The sequence below is a fragment of the Caulobacter sp. GW821-FHT09H08 genome (assembly GCF_059415885.1).
The window spans coordinates 214,137-230,418 of record NZ_JBWKOC010000007.1; the positions used below are offsets into that span (position 1 = coordinate 214,137).

Sequence of the window (16,282 nt, forward strand, 5' to 3'; positions counted from 1 at the left end):
ACGGGTCCGGCTTCGCCGGCCCGAGGACATGCTTCGACAAGCTCAGGATGAGGTTGTTGAATGAGGCGTCGCAGTAACCCTCACCCTGAGCCTGTCGAAGGGCGAGGGTGGCCCAAGGACCCTTCATGACCGACATCCCCGGCAAGAACCGCCTGGACTTCGCCACCCGCACCATCCACGGCGGCCAGTTCCCCGACCCGACGACCGGGGCGGTGATGGTGCCGATCTACGCGACCTCGACCTACGTCCAGTCCAGCCCCGGCGAGCACAAGGGCTTCGAGTACAGCCGCAGCCACAACCCGACCCGCTTCGCCTTCGAGCGCAGCATCGCGGACCTGGAGAGCGGCACGGCGGGCTTTGCCTTCGCCTCGGGCCTGGCGGCGGCCTCGACGATCCTGGAGACGCTGGACAGCGGCGCGCACGTCATCGCCAGCGACGACCTCTACGGCGGCTCGTTCCGGCTGTTCGACAAGGTGCGGAAGCGCTCGGCCGGCCTGACCTTCAGCTTCGTCGACATGGGCGACCTCTCGGCCGTCGAGGCGGCGATCACCTCGGCCACGCGGATGATCTGGGTGGAGACGCCCACCAACCCGATGCTGCGCCTGGCTGATCTGGCGGGCATTGCCGCCATCGCCAAGAAGCACAACCTCGTCACCGTCGCCGACAACACCTTCGCCAGCCCCTACATCCAGCGGCCCCTGGAACTGGGCTTCGACATCGTCATGCACTCGGCGACCAAGTATCTGAACGGGCACTCCGACGTGGTCGCGGGCGTGGCGGTGGTCGGCGACAACGCCGAGGTCGCCGACAAGATGAAGTTCCTGCAGAACGCCGTCGGCAGCGTGCTCGGCCCGTTCGACAGCTTCCTGGCCCTGCGCGGCGTGAAGACCCTGGCCCTGCGCATGCAGCGCGCCTGCGAGAGCGCTCTGGAGATCGCCCAGTGGCTGGAGAAGCACCCGGGCATCGAGCGGGTGATCTATCCGGGTCTGGAAAGCCACCCGCAGCACGACCTGGCCAAGCGCCAGATGACCGGCGGCTTCGGCGGCATCATCTCGGCCGACGTGAAGGGGGGCCTCGCCCCCGCGCGCCGGATGCTGGAACGCACGCGCCTGTTCACCCTCGCGGAAAGCCTGGGCGGGGTCGAGAGCCTGATCGAGCATCCGGCCATCATGACCCACGCCTCGATCCCGGCCGATCAGCGCAACGCGCTGGGCATCACGGACGGCCTAATCAGGCTTTCGGTGGGGATTGAGTCTTGCCGGGACCTGATTTCCGACCTCGACGCGGCTTTATCAGGCTGAGCAGGTGATGGTGCTCGCCCTCGCCCGGCATGACGGGTGAGGGGTCCTTGGCCTTGGTCGGACGCGGCGGCGGCAGGTCGACGCGGGTCGGGTCCTCGGCCAGCAGGTGAGCGCTGAGCATCAGGTCGGTCTTGGCCGGTCCGAAGTCGGCCGCGGCTACCCACACGCGGATCGCGGCCTGCGCGTAGGCTTCCGACAGGTCCGTCACCTCGATCATCGGCGCCGGGTCCTTGCGGATGCGGGGATCGTTCTCGGCCCGCTCGCGCAGGCGCTTGAGCACCGCGACCAGATCGGTCTTCAGCGGCACCTTGAACAGCACGTCCACGCGCCGGTTACGGTGGGTCGAGTAGTTCAGGATGACGTCGCCGAACACCTTGCTGTTGGGGATCATCACCTTGACGTTGTCGGGGGTGGCGATCTCGGTGAACAGCAGGTCCAGCGACTTCACCGTGCCCTGGCGGGTCGAGGTCTCGATCAGGTCGCCGACCTTGTAGGGGCGGATCAGCAGGATCATCACGCCCGCCGCCACGTTCGACAGGGCGCCTTGCAAGGCCAGGCCGATGGCCAGCGAGGCCGCCCCCAGCACGGCCAGGATCGAAGTGGCCTGCACGCCCAGCTGCTGCAGCACGGCCACCAGGCCGACGGCGATGATCGCGTAGCGGGCCAGGGAGGCGCTGAAGCTTTCCAGCGTCGGGTCGGGGTTGTTCCGATGCACGCGCATCAGGGTGCGGCGCATGAACTTGGCGGCCCAGCCGGCAACCCAGAAGGTCACGACCAGGATCAGGGCGGCGACCACCAGGTTCACCGCCAGCTTGCCCAACCAGTCGAGGAAATGTCCGAACATGGTCTCGTCGGCCTTCACATTGGTGAGGGACGGCAGCTTGGCGTCCGCCGGGATCAGGCTGGGCTTCGTACTCATAAGGCTCTCGATAGGCGCCCCCGCGCCCTGCGGTCAACGAGAGGATGAGCGGGTGGTTCCGCTCGGCTTCTCTTGTGGCGGGAAACAGTCGGTTACATCAATTGGCTCGAAATCGTCATGAACCGCCCCTATGAGGCCGCGCCATGAGCATGCCCTTCATCGACCTCGCCGCGCAGCAGCGCCGGATCCGCGACAAGATCGACGTCGCGATCGCCAAGGTGCTGGACAGCGGCGCCTATGTCATGGGCCCGCAGGTCCGCGAGTTCGAAGCCAAGCTGGCGGAATTCGGCCAGGCCAAGCTCGCCCTGTCCTGCGCCAACGGCACCGACGCCATCGCCCTGCCGCTGATGGCCTGGGGCGTGGGCAAGGGCGACGCGGTGTTCTGCCCGTCCTTCACCTTCGCCGCGACGCCGGAAGTGGTGCCGTGGGTTGACGCCACGCCGGTGTTCGTCGACGTGCTGCCAGACACCTTCAATCTCGACCCGGCCAAGCTGGACGCCGCCATCGCCGCCGTGAAGGCCGAGGGCCGCCTGACGCCCAAGGTGGTGATCGCCGTCGACCTGTTCGGCCAGCCCGCCGACTATCCGGCCATCAAGGCCATCTGCGACCGCGAAGGCCTGAAGCTGATCTCCGACAGCGCCCAGGGCTTCGGTTGTACGCTCAACGGTCAGCATCCGCTGCACTGGGCCGATGTCGCCACCACCAGCTTCTTCCCGGCCAAGCCGCTGGGCTGCTACGGCGACGGCGGGGCGGTGCTGACCAATGACCAGACCCTGTGGGACCTGATGGATAGCTACCGCGTCCACGGCAAGGCGGTCGGTCCGGACCTCGAGGGCAAGACCTTCGACCACGACCCGAAATATCTGAACACCCGCATTGGCATGAACTCGCGCCTGGACACCATCCAGGCGGCGATCCTCATCGAGAAGCTGGCGATCTTCGCCGAGGAGATCGCGCTGCGCCAAGTGGTGGCCGATCGCTATGCCGAAGGCCTGAAGGGCGCGGTGCTGTCGACCCCGGCCGTGATCGACGGCGGCGTCTCGGTCTGGGCGCAATATGTGATCGAGCACGAGAACCGCGACGGCCTGGCCGCGCACCTGCGCACCCAGGGCATTCCGACGGCGGTCTACTACCCCGTTCCGATGCACGTGCAGGCGCCCTACGCCCACTTCCCGCGCGGCGCCGGCGGCCTGCCGGTGACGGAAGCCAAGGCCGAGACCGTGCTGGCCCTGCCGATGCATCCGTATCTGGGTGAAGCCGATCAGGCGAAGGTCATCGACGCGATCCGGGCGTTCAACGGCTGATCGGCGGAGGGGCCGCCCCCGCCCTTCGACAAGCTCAGGGTGAGGACGACTATCGACGCCGGTTCAGTAGAAACCTCACCCTGAGCCTGTCCCCCGGGTCCGACCGCAGGTCGGCCCGCGGATGAACTCCGGGCGGGGTTTCGGCCCCGCTAGCGGCCGAAGGGTCTGGCTTCTGGCGCGCCAAACCCTATATGCCGCGCGAACGCGTCTCGTGCCTGGGGCGTCCCAGACCGCGAGAGCTCCCATGTCAGACAGCAACCCGTCGCCGCACCCCGGCATGGGCTTTGGCCAATTCGTCGCCCTGATCGCGGCGATGATGGCCACCAACGCCCTGGCCATCGACTCCATGCTGCCGGCCCTGCCGCACATCGGCGAGGCGCTGGGCGTGCACGATCCCAACGCGCGCCAGTGGGTGATCACCGCCTATCTGCTGGGCTTCGGCGTCGCCCAGCTGGTCTATGGCTCGTTGGCCGACCGCTATGGCCGCAAGCCCGTGCTGATGGTCGGGCTGACGCTCTACACGATCTTCGCCGCCCTCTGCGCCTTCGCCACCTCGTTCGAGACCCTGCTGCTCGCCCGCTTCCTGACCGGCCTGGGCGCGGCCTCGACGCGGGTGCTGACCATCTCGATCGTTCGCGACTGCTATTCGGGCCGCCAGATGGCGCGAGTGATGTCGCTGGCCTTCATCGTCTTCCTGGCCACGCCGGTGATCGCGCCGTCGCTGGGCCAGGCGATCATGCTGTTCGCCTCGTGGCGCTGGATCTTCGGCGTCCTGTCGATCTTCGGCCTGGTCGTCATGGCCTGGGCGGCGATCAAGCTGCCCGAGACCCAGCACGTCGAGGACCGCATCCCGATCTCGGTGAAGGGCGTTAGCTCGGCCTTCAAGATCTCGCTGACCGACCGCGTGGCCATGGGCTACACGATCGCCTCGACCCTGGTGGTGGCCGGCCTGTTCGGCTTCCTGAACTCGGCCCAGCAGGTGTTCTCGCAGGTGCTGGGCGCGGGCGACATCTTCCCGCTGGTCTTCGCCGGCATCGCCGGGACCATGGCGATCTCGTCGTTGTGGAACTCGCACATCGTCGAGAAGCTGGGCATGCGCAAGGTCTCGCACTGGGCCCTGATCGGCTTCATCGGCGTCGCCGCCGCCCATGCGGTGGTGGCGATCACCGGCCATGAGACCCTGCTGAGCTTTGCCTTGATGCAGGCCGCGATGATGTTCTGCTTCGGCCTGGTCATGTCGAACTTTGGCGCCATCGCCATGGAGCCGCTGGGCCACGTGGCCGGCGCGGCCGCCTCGATCCAGGGCTTCATCACCACGGTGGGCGGGGCGCTGGCGGGCTTCCTGATCGGCCAGCTGTTCGACGGCACCACCGTGCCGCTGACCCTGGGCTTCGTCGCCTTCGGCGTCGCGGGCCTGATCGCCGTGCTGGCGACCGAGAAGGGCAAGCTGTTCCAGACCGGCTCCGGCGGCGGCGCCCCGGTGGCGGCCCACTAGTCGAGCATCGCTTCCAGCGTTTTCAGCTCATCGGCCTCCCGGGAGGGCTTGTCCCAGCGGATGCGGTTGATGCGCGGGAAGCGCATGGCCACGCCCGACTTGTGGCGGGTCGAGCGCTGCAGGCCCTCGAAGGCGACCTCGAACACCAGACCGAATTCGAGGTCGGCCCGTACCGAACGCACCGGCCCGAAGCGCTCGATCGTGTGGTCGCGGACGAACTTGTCGATCAGCTTCAGCTCCTCGTCGGTGAAGCCGAAATAGGCCTTGCCGACGGGGGTCAGGGTCCGCCGGCCCTCCTCGTCCTCGCGCCAGACACCGAAGGTGTAGTCGGAATAGAAGCTGGACCGCTTGCCGTGGCCACGCTGGGCGTACATCAGCACCGCGTCGATCAGGCGGGGGTCGCGCTTCCACTTGAACCACGGACCCTTGGGGCGGCCAGGTTCGTAGACGCTGTCGCGGCGCTTCAGCATAAGGCCTTCGGAAAGCTGGGCGTCGCCCTCGGGCGGATCGGCGCGCAGGCCGGCGAGTTCCTCCCAGGTCCTGAACGGCTGCAGCGGCGACAGGTCGATCCGCGTCGTCTTCAGCCGCCCGACGAACGCCTCCAGCCGCGCGCGGCGCTCGACGAAGGGCAGGGACCGCACGTCCTTTTCGCCGTCCATCATCAGGTCATAGGCGCGGATGCCGGCCGGGAAGGTCGCCAGCTGCTTGCCGTCGACCGTCTTGCGGTTCAGCCGCTGCTGCAGGTCGCCGAACGGGGCCAGGGCGCCATCGCGCAGGACGAGGAGTTCACCGTCGATCGCGCCCTCGAAGTCCAGCGCCTCGACCACGTCAGGGAAGGTCGCCGAGATATCGTCACCGGTGCGGGTGTAGAGCCGCCGCTCGCCGCGCTCGCTGACGGCCTGGACGCGGATGCCGTCCCACTTCCATTCGGCGATGTAGTCGGCCGGATTGAGCTTGGCGAAGTCCACCGCCTCGTCGATCGGCTGGGCCAGCATCACCGGCCGGAAGCGCCCCGGCGCATCGGGCGAGGGGCGTTCGGAGCGGCCCTCCAGCCAGGCGAAGAGGTCGCCATAGGGCGGCGCCATCGCGTGCCAGACCTCCTCGATCTCGCCGATCTCGACGCCGCCGAAATTGGCGCAGGCCTGCTTGGCCAGGCGCGAGGACACCCCGACCCGCAGGCCGCCGGTCATCAGCTTCAGCAGCGCCCAGCGACCGTCGGGATCCAGCGCGTCCAGCCAGCCCTCGATCAGCCGCTGAACCTCGGCGCGCGAGGCTGAGTGTAAGGCCTCAATGACTTCGGACAGCTCCGGCGGCCGGTTGGCGCCAGGCTTGCTGGGCCAGACCAGGGCGACGGTCTCGGCCAGGTCGCCGACATAGTCGTAGGACCAGGCGAACAGCTGGGCGTCCATCCGCGCCTCGACGGCCTTACGGATAAAGGCGGGCTTGGCGGCGTTGAACGACAGGGCTCCGGTCAGGGCCGCCAGGGCGTAGCCGCGATCGGGGTCCGGCGTGTGACGCAGGTGGTCGGCGATCAGGGTCAGCTTGGCGTTGCGCGAGCTGGTCAGGGAAAGCCGGTCGAGCAGGTGGGCGAAGGCGCGCATGGACATGGAATGTCGAGCGGCTCCCTTCGTTCAGCCGTCGCCATAACGAAGCTGTCGCGCCCTCTCGCGCAAGAGGGCCTTCGATGTTAGATTAAAACGATCGTTTGAATCTGCGCGAGGCGACGATGAGCGACGACATGATCCCCGAAGGCTTCGTTCCGCACGTTCGCAAGAGCCCGGTCACCGATCCGTGGGAGCCGCTCTATGCGCGGCAGGCTCCGGATCGCCTGGTTCTGGGTACGCGCATTCGCGAGGTTCACTGCAATTCGCGGAGCATGCCGCACGGCGGCTTCCTGGCGGCCCTGGCCGACAACGCCATGGGTCTGTCGCTCGGGGTGAACCTGATCGCCGCGCGCCAGCCGACCGGCGGCCTCGTCACGGTGTCCCTGACCTTGGACTATCTGGGCTCGGCCAAGCTGGGCCAATGGCTCGAGTTCGACACCGACTTCATCAAGCTGGGCCGCTCGATCTGTTTCGCCGAGGCGACCTTGCGGGCGGACGGCGAGGCGGTAGCCCGGGCTCGGGCGACGTTCAAGTTGCTGACGGCGAAGGTGGCGGCGTAGGGGTTCCCTTCTCCCCCTGCGGGAGAAGGTGGCGACGAAGTCGACGGATGAGGGGTCGTACAAACGAAAACCGCCGCGACGGCGGTGAGGCTGTCGCGGCGGATCTTGTCTTCAACCCCTCACCCGACCCACTGCGTGGGCCACCCTCTCCCGCAAGGGGAGAGGGATAAGGATCAGGCGACCGCTTGCTCGGCCGCCAGCGGCTGAGGCAGGCGGTTGATCATTTCCTTCGGGCAGACCTGCCAGAACTGATCCCGCACGCGGTCCCAGTCGCGGAGCAAGGTGGCCGCGAAGACCGAGTCGGTTTCACGCGCGTGCTCGGCGATCAGCGAGCGCAGGACGCCTTCCCAATAGGGCGAGGCCAGGCGCTGCACGACGATGCTGTCCGGGTTGATGTTGTCCTGGAAGCGGTCGTGCTGGTCGAGCACGAAGGCCATGCCGCCCGTCATGCCCGCGCCGAAGTTGCCGCCCGTCGAACCCAGGATCACCACCTGGCCGCCGGTCATGTACTCGCAGCCGTTGGCGCCGCAGCCCTCGACCACCGTGGTGGCGCCCGAGTTGCGGACCGCGAAGCGCTCACCGGCCTGGCCCGCCGCGAACAGCCGGCCCGAGGTGGCGCCGAACAGCACGGTGTTGCCGATCAAGGCGTTGGTCTCCGGAGCCGCGAGGCCGCGCGCCGGCTTGATCACGATGGTCGCGCCCGACAGGCCCTTGCCGACATAGTCGTTGGCCTCGCCGGTCAGTTCGATGCGCAGGCCCTGGACCGCGAAGGCGCCCAGGCTCTGGCCGGCCGAACCCTTCAGCTGGACGGTCAGGTGGCCCGAGGGCAGGCCCTTCATGCCGAACTTGCGGACGATGTGGCTGGACGTGCGCGTGCCGATGGTGCGGGCGGTGCTGCGGACCGTGTAGGTCAGCTGCATCTTCTCGCCGCGTTCCAGCAGCGGAGCGGCGTCGCGGACGATCTGGGCGTCCAGCGTGTCCGGCACCGCGTTGCGGCCGACGACCGTGTTGTACGGCTTGTTCGCGCCCGGATCGGCGCGGACCAGCAGCGGGTTCAGGTCGAGGTCGTCGAGGTGCTCGCCGCCGCGCGACACCTGCGCGAGCAGGTCGGTGCGACCGACGATTTCCTGCAGGCTCTTGAAGCCCAGCCCCGCCAGGATCTCGCGCACTTCCTCGGCGACGAACGTGAAGAGGTTGATGACCTTGTCCGGCGTGCCGGTGAACTTGGCGCGCAGGGCCTCGTCCTGGGTGCAGACGCCGACCGGGCAGGTGTTGGAGTGGCACTGGCGCACCATGATGCAGCCCATGGCCACCAGCGAGGCGGTGCCGATGCCGAACTCCTCGGCGCCCATCATGGCGGCGATGACGATGTCGCGACCCGTGCGCATGCCGCCGTCGGCCCGCAGGACGACGGAGTGGCGCAGGTTGTTCAGCGTCAGCACCTGGTTGGCTTCCGACAGGCCCATCTCCCACGGACCGCCGGCGTACTTCACCGAGGTCTGGGGCGAGGCGCCCGTGCCGCCGACGCCGCCGGCGACCAGGATCACGTCGGCCTTGGCCTTGGCCACGCCGGCGGCGATGGCGCCGATGCCGGTGGCCGCGACCAGCTTCACCGTGACGCGCGCGACCGGGTTGATCTGCTTCAGGTCATAGATGAGCTGGGCCAGGTCCTCGATCGAGTAGATGTCGTGGTGCGGCGGCGGGCTGATCAGCATCACGCCGGGCGTCGAGTGACGCAGGCGGGCGATCATTTCAGTAACCTTGAAGCCGGGCAGCTGGCCGCCCTCGCCGGGCTTGGCGCCCTGGGCGACCTTGATCTCCAGCTCGACGCACTGGTTCAGATATTCGGCGGTGACGCCAAAGCGGCCCGAGGCCACCTGCTTGATGGCGCTGTTGGGGTTGTCGCCGTTCGGCAGCGGCTTGTAGCGCGCGCTGTCCTCGCCGCCCTCGCCCGAGACCGACTTGGCCCCGATGCGGTTCATGGCGATGTTCAGGGCGCCGTGGGCCTCAGGGCCGAGAGCCCCCAGGCTCATGCCCGGCGTGACGAAGCGCTTGCGGATCTCGTTGACGCTCTCGACGTCGTCCGTCGAGATCGGGTTGCGGTCCGAGCGCCAGTCCAGGAGGTCGCGCAGCTGGATCGGCTTCTGCGTGCGCAGGCCGTTGCTCCAGCGGCGATAGAGCTCGTAGTCGCCGGTGTCGCACGCCGTCTGCAGGGTGTGCATCAGGCGGGCTTCGAAGGCGTGGGCCTCGCCCGAGCGGCGGGCCTTGTACAGGCCGCCGACCGGCAGGGTGACGGCGGCCGTCCCCCAGGCCTTGCGGTGCAGCTCGACCGTCTTGCTCTCGATGCCGGCCAGGCCGATGCCCGAGATGCGCGAGGGCATGCCGGGGAAGAACTCGGCGGCCAGGGCGCGTGACAGGCCGACGGCTTCGAAGTTGTAGCCGCCGCGGTACGAGGAGATGACGCTGATGCCCATCTTGGAGATGATCTTCAGCAGGCCGCCCTCGATGGACGTCTTGAAGTTGATGCAGACGTCGCGCAGCGACTTGTCGCCGAGCAGGCCACGCTCCAGGCGATCCTGGAAGCTCTCCTGGGCCAGGTAGGCGTTGACCGCCGTGGCGCCGACGCCGACCAGCACCGCGAAATAGTGCGTGTCCAGGCACTCGGCCGAGCGGACGACGATCGACACGTACGAGCGCAGGCCCTTGGCGACCAGGTGGGCGTGGACGCCGCCAGTGGCCAGGATCATCGGCAGGCCGACGCGGTCTTCGGCCGAAGCCTCGTCGGTCAGGACGATGGCGCCGCAGCCGCGCAGCACGGCGTCCTCGGCCTCGGCGCGGATGCGGTCGAGGTTGGCGCGCAGGGCGTCGCCGCCCCGGGCCTCGGCGGCCGGCAGGGGCATGGTGCAGTCGATGACCGCGACGTTCTTCTCACCCAGCAGGCCGTGGATGCGCTCGTACATGCCGGTGGTCAGCACGGGGCTTTCCAGCACGTAGACGTCCGCCTGGGCCGCGTCCTGGGCCAGGATGTTGCCCAGGTTCTTGAAGCGGGTCTTCAGGCTCATGACGCCGGTCTCCCGCAGGGGGTCGATCGGCGGGTTGGTCACCTGGCTGAAGTTCTGACGGAAGTAGTGCGACAGCGGACGGTACTTCTCCGACAGCACCGCCAGCGGCGTGTCGTCGCCCATCGAGCCGACGGCTTCCTTGCCGTCCTCGACCATGGGGGCGAGGACCATTTCCAGGTCTTCCAGCGAATAGCCGGCGGCGGCCTGGCGACGGGTCAGCTCCTCGCGGGCGTACTTGCGCGGTTCGGGACCCGGGCCGATCTCCTTCTCGAGATCGACCATGTTGCCCAGCCACTCGGTGTAGGGGTGGCGGCCGGCCAGTTCGTCGATGATCTCGTCCTCGCCATAGAGGCGGCCTTCGGCGAGATCGATGGCCAGCATGCGGCCCGGCGCGATGGCCAGCTTGCGGGTGATGCGGGCCTCGTCGACGCCGCACATGCCGGCTTCCGAGCCCATGATCACCAGGCCGTCGTCGGTGTAGGCCACGCGCAGCGGGCGCAGGCCCGAGCGGTCCTTGCCGGCCACGACCCAGCGGCCGTCGGTGGCGCACAGGGCGGCCGGACCGTCCCAAGGCTCCATCACGGCGTTGCAGTACGAATAGAGCGCCTTGTGGGCGTCCTTCATCTTCGGATTGTTGGCTTCCGGCACGAGCAGGGCCTTGGCCATCGGCGCGTCGCGACCGGCGCGCACCAGCACCTCGAAGGTGTTGTCCAGGTTGGCGCTGTCCGAGCCGCCCGGCTGGATCACCGGCTTCACGTCGTCCCCGAACTCACCGAAGGCCTGGGCGGCCATCTTGATCTCGTGGGACTTCATCCAGTTGACGTTGCCCTTGATCGTATTGATCTCGCCGTTGTGGGCGAGCATCCGGAAGGGCTGGGCCAGACGCCACTGCGGGAAGGTGTTGGTCGAATAGCGCTGGTGGAAGATCGCCACGGCGGCGGCGAAGCGGTCGTCCTTCAGGTCGGGATAGAACTCGTCGATGTGCTCGGCGAGGAACATGCCCTTGTAGATCAGCGACTTGGCCGAGAACGAGCAGATGTAGAAGTCGTTGATGTTCTGGCCGTGGACGCGCTTTTCGATGCGCTTGCGGCACAGGAACAGGGCGCGTTCCAGCGCCTCGCCTTCCAGGCCGGCCGGACCGGCCAGCATGATCTGCTCGATTTCCGGACGGGTGGCGTTGGCCTTCTCGCCGATCACCGAGGTGTCGACGGGCACCTGGCGCCAGCCATAGATGTAGAAACCGAAGCGCAGGGCTTCCGCTTCCACGATCGTGCGGCAGGCTTCCTGCGCGTCGAGGTCGGTGCGCGGCAGGAAGATCTGGCCGACGGCGATCGGACCCGAGCGCAGGGCGTGGCCCGTGCGACGCACCTGGTCGACGAAGAAGTCCTGCGGGACCGAAACCAGCACGCCGGCGCCGTCGCCGGTCTTGCCGTCGGCGTCGATGGCGCCGCGGTGCCAGAGGGCCTTCAGGGCCTTGATCGCCAGCTCGACGACTTCGCGGCGCGGCTGGCCGTCGATGGCGCAGACCAGACCGACGCCGCAGGCGTCGCGCTCGGTGGTCGGGTCATAGGCGTGACCGTCGATCAGCGCCTGGCGGTTCTTCAGATAGAGGTCGTGCTGGGTGAGAGCGGTCGTGTCGGTCATTGGGTTGCTCCCGCTTCGGACATCATCTTCTTCACGACGTCGAGTATTTCGCTGACAGGGATGGTGAAATAGCCGCCTTTTCCGCTTTCAAAGGCTTTTCGCCATTGGGCGTAGCCTCCTGCGAAATCCGGGGCCAAGGCTTGCGGAGACACCGTCTTGGGACAGGATTTGGCCAACGCTTGAGCGTCCACCGGAATGTGCCCAAGCACGCCAAACTTGGCGCCAGCGCGGCTGTCAAACAGTGAGACGCTCGCGATAACGGCGCCGTCTTTGCCGCCTGGATCCAAGCGGCCGACGACGGCGACGATGCCTTCAGGAGCGCAGGCGAGGGTTTGGCCCACGGCCAGATCGCCGGCCACCGCCGAACCGACAGCCAGAGCGCCGCTCAAGATCAAGCTCGATCCTGCGGTCGTCATGAGCCGGACGGGCAAGGCGCGCACGCGCCCTACTCCGCCGCGATCAGCGCGGGGCTGACCTTGGCCTGCAGGTAACGGTGGATGGCGTCGGCGGCGTCGCGGCCGTCCTTGATCGCCCAGACGACGAGCGAAGCGCCGCGAACGATGTCGCCAGCGGCGAACACGCCGTCGAGATTGGTCATCTGGTTGCGGACGTCGGCCTTCACCGTACCCCAGCGGGTGACCTTCAGGTCGGGAGCCGACCAGTCCTGCGGCAGGTTCTCCGGCTCGAAGCCCAGGGCCTTGACCACCAGCTGGGCCGAGCGGTCGAAGTCGCCGCCGGGGATTTCCTCGGGGCTCTGGCGGCCCGAGGCGTCCGGCGCGCCCAGGCGCATGCGGATGGCGCGCACGCCCGTGACGGCTTCGGCTTCACCCGAAAGCGCGCGCGGGGCGGCCAGCCATTCGAAAGTGACGCCTTCTTCCTCGGCGTTCGACACTTCGCGCATCGAGCCGGGCATGTTGGCCTTGTCGCGGCGATAGAGGCAGGTGACCGAGTTGGCGCCCTGGCGGATGGCCGTGCGCACGCAGTCCATGGCGGTGTCGCCGCCGCCGACCACGACGACGTCCTTGCCCTCGGCGTTCAGTTCGCCCGACTCGATTTCCGGGACGGTGTCGCCCAGGTCCTGGCGGTTGGAAGCGATCAGGTAGTCCAGCGAGGCCACGACGCCCTTGCTGCCGCCGCCCGGGACGGTCAGGTCGCGCGCGGCATAGACGCCGACGGCGATCAGCACCGCGTCGTGCTTGGCGCGCAGGTCTTCCAGGGTGGCGTCCTTGCCGACTTCAAAGCCCAGCTTGAACGCGACGCCGCCGTCGGCCAGGCGCTGGGTGCGGCGCTCGACGACGTCCTTCTCCAGCTTGAAGCCGGGGATGCCGTAGATCAGCAGGCCGCCGGCGCGGTCGTGGCGGTCATAGACGGTGACGTCGTAGCCGGCTTCGCGCAGCTTCTCGGCGGCGGCCAGGCCGGCGGGACCAGCACCGACGACGCCGACCGACTGGCCGCGCGCTTCGCCGGCGACCAGGGGCTTCACCCAGCCGTTCTCCCAGGCCTTGTCGCTCAGGTAGCGCTCGACCGAACCGATGGTCACGGTGCCGTGGCCCGACTGCTCGATCACGCAGTTGCCTTCGCACAGGCGATCCTGGGGGCAGATTCTACCGCAGACTTCCGGCATCGAATTGGTCGCCTGCGAGAGGGCGTAGGCCTCTTCCAGGCGGCCCTCGGCGGTCATCCGCAGCCAGTCGGGGATGTTGTTGTGCAGCGGGCAGTGCGTCTGGCAGAACGGCACGCCGCACTGCGAGCAACGCGAGGCCTGCTCGGTCGCTTTCGCATCGATGAAGTCGGCGTAGATCTCGTGGAAGTCGCCCGAACGCTCAGCGGCCGCACGCTTTTCAGGCGTCTTGCGGGCCACCGTCGTGAATTTCAGCATGCGCTCGGCCATGCGACTTCCCTCGCCTCCCTCACGGGAGAAAAATTGCTCAGGCGGGCCTCATACGGACTCTTTGAGGCAAGAAGAATGTGGTGGTCAAATTTATAGACCTATATATCCGCATTCGGGGCATGGTCTTTGAGATCGACTCGCAACGCGCATGCAATATGGTCCACTTTGTGGATTTACGACCTATTTACCGTGTCGGGCGCACCCCAGGACCATATTCGGAGTCCGTGACATGCCTGACTGGTTGAGCGCCATTATCCTGGGTCTGGTCGAGGGGCTTACGGAGTTCATACCCGTCTCCTCCACCGGCCACCTGCTGCTGGCCAAGACGCTGATGGGGCTGAAGGATCCCTCGTGGGACACCTTCATCGTGCTGATCCAGCTGGGCGCGATCCTGGCGGTGGTCGCCCTCTATTTCCAAAGGCTCTGGAACGTCTTGATCGGCCTGCCGACCCGGCCCGAGGCGCGCCGGTTCGCGATCAGCGTGATCGTGGCGGTGATCCCGGCCTTCGTGGCGGGCCTGCTGCTGCACGACGTGATCAAGAAGTTCCTGTTCGAGAGCCCGCTGATCATCTGCTGGTCGCTGCTGATCGGCGGGGTGATCCTGCTGGTCATCGACAAGAAGGCCCCGCCGGCCGTCGATCACGACGCCATGGACCTGCCGCTGCACAAGGTGCTGATCGTCGGGCTCTTCCAGTGCCTGTCGCTGATCCCCGGCGTCTCGCGCTCGGGCTCGACCATTGTCGGCTCCATGCTGCTGGGCATCGAGCGCCGGGCCGCGGCCGAGTTCAGCTTCTTCATGGCGATCCCGATCATGGTCGGGGCCTTCGCCCTGGACGTCTACAAGAACCGCGACGCCCTGGACGCCGGCCACGTCAGCATCGTGGCCATCGGCTTCGTGGTGTCGTTCCTGTCGGGCCTGGTGGTCGTGAAGTACATGCTCGACTTCGTCGGCAAGCGCGGCTTCGCCCCGTTCGCCTGGTGGCGGATCGCGGTGGGCATCGGCGGGCTGGCGGTGCTGTACCTGCACCACTGACATCGCGCCGACTCATCAAGCCGACTGGGGCGACCGCTAGTCCCAGTCGATCCTGTCTATCTCGGTGGGACGCATGGCGTGGATTTTCGTCACGCCAAGCAGGCTGGTGCACAGATAGCCCTGAGCTTCGCCGCGAGCGCCCTGGGCGACGAAGACGCTTGCCGCCTCGCCGAAGCGGCAAGGCGTCGGTCCACGGGTCCCGCCCAGCCGCATTTCTCCATAGCCGGCGGCGGTCAGCGCGCGGACTTCAGCGTTCCCGAGGAAATAGCTGTAGCAGATAAGCAGAAACATCAGGCCGATTACGCCGACAAAGGCGAGGCCGACCCGCTGGACCATGCTTGGCCTAGAACGCACCCGCGGGGGTCTCGGCGTACTGGCCGCCCTTGCGGTAGCGGTAGAGGTAGGTCGGGACCACCGCCTCGACGGCCGTGCCGACGACGCCGGCTTCGGCCAGGCCCGGCAGGCCGTGCTCGGCGACGTTGTCGCTCTTCAGCATCTCGACCTGGTCGGTGGTCAGCGGCGGGGCCCACGGGATGATCGAGGCCTGGATGTCGCCGGCCGTGCCCAGCAGCGAGGCGATCGGCCAGGGCAGCGGGGCCAGCGGACGGGCGCGGCCCGTCTCGGTCAGCACCAGCTGCAGGATCTCGCGCATCGTGTAGACGGTCGGACCGCCCAGCTCGTAGGTCACGCCCACGGCGGCCGGGTTGGCGGCGGCCCTGGCGACCACGGCGGCGACGTCGGCCACGAAGACCGGCTGCACGCGCGTTTCGCCGCCGACCAGCGGCATGATCGGCGACAGCGCGGCGATCTGCGCGAACTTGTTGAAGAACTTGTCGTCGACGCCGAACACCAGCGACGGGCGAACGATCGTCGCGCCCGGGAAGGCGGCGCGCACGGCGGCTTCGCCCTCGGCCTTGGTGCGGAAGTATTTCGACGTGGAGTCGGCATTGGCGCCCAGGGCGCTGATGTGGACCAGGTGCTTGACGCCGGCCTTGGCGGCGGCCTGGGCCACGGTCTGGGCGGCCATCACGTGCAGCGACTGGAACTTCTGGCGGCCGCTCTCCCAGAGCACGCCCACCAGGTTCACGCAGGACTCGGCGCCGTCCAGGGCGCGGGCCACCGAAGCCGGGTTGCGGACATTGGCCTGCACGACCTCGACCTGGCCGACATCGCCCAGCATGCGCATGCGATAGGCGAGGTTGGGCTGGCGCACGGCCACCCGAACGCGATGGCCCGCCTTGGCGAGCGCCCGCACGACCTGGCCGCCCACGAAACCGGAGCCGCCGAACACCGTGACCAGACCTTGCATCATCATTCCTCGTCGCCTGCGATGACCCCATCGCGATAACGGGGAATTAGACGACTGGGAGCGGCTTCGCAATGAAATCGCGACTTATCGATTTTTGTCTGTTGACGGCGTCAGAAGCTTTCCCTAAACGTCCCGGCCTCGCAGCGACCTACCCGGTTGC

At 67.8% G+C, this 16,282-nt stretch carries 12 protein-coding genes; 5 read left to right on the top strand and 7 right to left on the bottom strand.

Translation table 11 applies throughout. The features are described from left to right. Nucleotides 1-125: 125 nt before the first annotated feature. Nucleotides 126-1,301 (top strand): trans-sulfuration enzyme family protein, encoded by a 1,176-nt coding sequence (locus tag AC07NN_RS23455; RefSeq protein WP_494646227.1) that lies wholly within the window; start codon nt 126-128, stop codon nt 1,299-1,301. Here AC07NN_RS23455 and AC07NN_RS23460 read toward each other — a convergent pair. Next, complete coding sequence (locus AC07NN_RS23460; protein WP_494646228.1) at nt 1,231-2,220, bottom strand: mechanosensitive ion channel family protein; 990 nt, start codon at nt 2,218-2,220, stop codon at nt 1,231-1,233. The two genes, AC07NN_RS23455 and AC07NN_RS23460, sit on opposite strands and share 71 nt — an antisense overlap. Before the next feature lie 143 nt (nt 2,221-2,363). Here AC07NN_RS23460 and AC07NN_RS23465 point away from each other — a divergent pair, with 143 nt between their 5' ends. Continuing rightward, entirely contained in the window at nt 2,364-3,524 is a 1,161-nt protein-coding gene (locus AC07NN_RS23465) for a DegT/DnrJ/EryC1/StrS family aminotransferase (protein WP_494646229.1), read from the top strand. A 244-nt stretch (nt 3,525-3,768) separates the two neighbouring features. Continuing rightward, nucleotides 3,769-5,019 carry a multidrug effflux MFS transporter gene (locus AC07NN_RS23470; protein WP_494646230.1) on the top strand — a complete coding sequence of 417 codons (1,251 nt, stop codon included), beginning with the start codon at nt 3,769-3,771 and terminating at the stop codon, nt 5,017-5,019. Here AC07NN_RS23470 and AC07NN_RS23475 read toward each other — a convergent pair. Next, nucleotides 5,016-6,626 (bottom strand): cisplatin damage response ATP-dependent DNA ligase, encoded by a 1,611-nt coding sequence (locus AC07NN_RS23475; protein WP_494646231.1) that lies wholly within the window; start codon nt 6,624-6,626, stop codon nt 5,016-5,018. The two genes, AC07NN_RS23470 and AC07NN_RS23475, sit on opposite strands and share 4 nt — an antisense overlap. 119 nt (nt 6,627-6,745) lie before the next feature. On the opposite strand from AC07NN_RS23475, the gene AC07NN_RS23480 reads away from it, so the two are divergent. After that, nucleotides 6,746-7,183 (top strand): PaaI family thioesterase, encoded by a 438-nt coding sequence (locus tag AC07NN_RS23480; protein WP_494646232.1) that lies wholly within the window; start codon nt 6,746-6,748, stop codon nt 7,181-7,183. A gap of 173 nt (nt 7,184-7,356) precedes the next feature. Here the strand turns inward: AC07NN_RS23480 and gltB are convergent, their stop codons facing one another. From gltB to AC07NN_RS23495, 3 genes are read right to left on the bottom strand one after another with little or no spacing between them, the layout of a single operon-like run. Continuing rightward, nucleotides 7,357-11,889, bottom strand: a complete 4,533-nt coding sequence (gene gltB / locus AC07NN_RS23485; RefSeq protein ID WP_494646233.1) for a glutamate synthase large subunit — start codon at nt 11,887-11,889, stop codon at nt 7,357-7,359. Next, nucleotides 11,886-12,329 carry a hypothetical protein gene (locus AC07NN_RS23490; RefSeq protein ID WP_494646234.1) on the bottom strand — a complete coding sequence of 148 codons (444 nt, stop codon included), beginning with the start codon at nt 12,327-12,329 and terminating at the stop codon, nt 11,886-11,888. Before AC07NN_RS23490 ends, gltB begins: the two co-directional genes overlap by 4 nt. A gap of 5 nt (nt 12,330-12,334) precedes the next feature. After that, entirely contained in the window at nt 12,335-13,780 is a 1,446-nt protein-coding gene (locus AC07NN_RS23495) for an NAD(P)-dependent oxidoreductase (RefSeq protein ID WP_494646235.1), read from the bottom strand. Nucleotides 13,781-14,009: 229 nt separating this feature from the next. Between AC07NN_RS23495 and AC07NN_RS23500 the strand changes: the two genes are divergently transcribed. Further along, a complete protein-coding gene (locus AC07NN_RS23500) occupies nt 14,010-14,813 on the top strand; it encodes an undecaprenyl-diphosphate phosphatase (RefSeq protein ID WP_494646236.1) in 804 nt (267 codons plus the stop codon). Nucleotides 14,814-14,849: 36 nt separating this feature from the next. On the opposite strand, the gene AC07NN_RS23505 is transcribed toward AC07NN_RS23500, so the two are convergent. Then, nucleotides 14,850-15,149: a hypothetical protein gene (locus AC07NN_RS23505; protein WP_494646237.1), complete on the bottom strand. Its 300-nt coding sequence runs from the start codon at nt 15,147-15,149 to the stop codon at nt 14,850-14,852. A gap of 7 nt (nt 15,150-15,156) precedes the next feature. Beyond that, complete coding sequence (locus tag AC07NN_RS23510; RefSeq protein ID WP_494646334.1) at nt 15,157-16,122, bottom strand: complex I NDUFA9 subunit family protein; 966 nt, start codon at nt 16,120-16,122, stop codon at nt 15,157-15,159. Between the last annotated feature and the right edge of the window lie 160 nt (nt 16,123-16,282).

Coding starts and splice junctions, on each gene's coding strand:
- gltB (WP_494646233.1), bottom strand. CDS start 11,889: ATGACCGACACGACCGCTCTCACCCAGCACGACCTCTATCTGAAGAAC.
- AC07NN_RS23465 (WP_494646229.1), top strand. CDS start 2,364: ATGAGCATGCCCTTCATCGACCTCGCCGCGCAGCAGCGCCGGATCCGC.
- AC07NN_RS23510 (WP_494646334.1), bottom strand. CDS start 16,122: ATGCAAGGTCTGGTCACGGTGTTCGGCGGCTCCGGTTTCGTGGGCGGC.
- AC07NN_RS23475 (WP_494646231.1), bottom strand. CDS start 6,626: ATGTCCATGCGCGCCTTCGCCCACCTGCTCGACCGGCTTTCCCTGACC.
- AC07NN_RS23470 (WP_494646230.1), top strand. CDS start 3,769: ATGTCAGACAGCAACCCGTCGCCGCACCCCGGCATGGGCTTTGGCCAA.
- AC07NN_RS23500 (WP_494646236.1), top strand. CDS start 14,010: ATGCCTGACTGGTTGAGCGCCATTATCCTGGGTCTGGTCGAGGGGCTT.
- AC07NN_RS23460 (WP_494646228.1), bottom strand. CDS start 2,220: ATGAGTACGAAGCCCAGCCTGATCCCGGCGGACGCCAAGCTGCCGTCC.
- AC07NN_RS23495 (WP_494646235.1), bottom strand. CDS start 13,780: ATGGCCGAGCGCATGCTGAAATTCACGACGGTGGCCCGCAAGACGCCT.
- AC07NN_RS23480 (WP_494646232.1), top strand. CDS start 6,746: ATGAGCGACGACATGATCCCCGAAGGCTTCGTTCCGCACGTTCGCAAG.
- AC07NN_RS23505 (WP_494646237.1), bottom strand. CDS start 15,149: ATGGTCCAGCGGGTCGGCCTCGCCTTTGTCGGCGTAATCGGCCTGATG.
- AC07NN_RS23455 (WP_494646227.1), top strand. CDS start 126: ATGACCGACATCCCCGGCAAGAACCGCCTGGACTTCGCCACCCGCACC.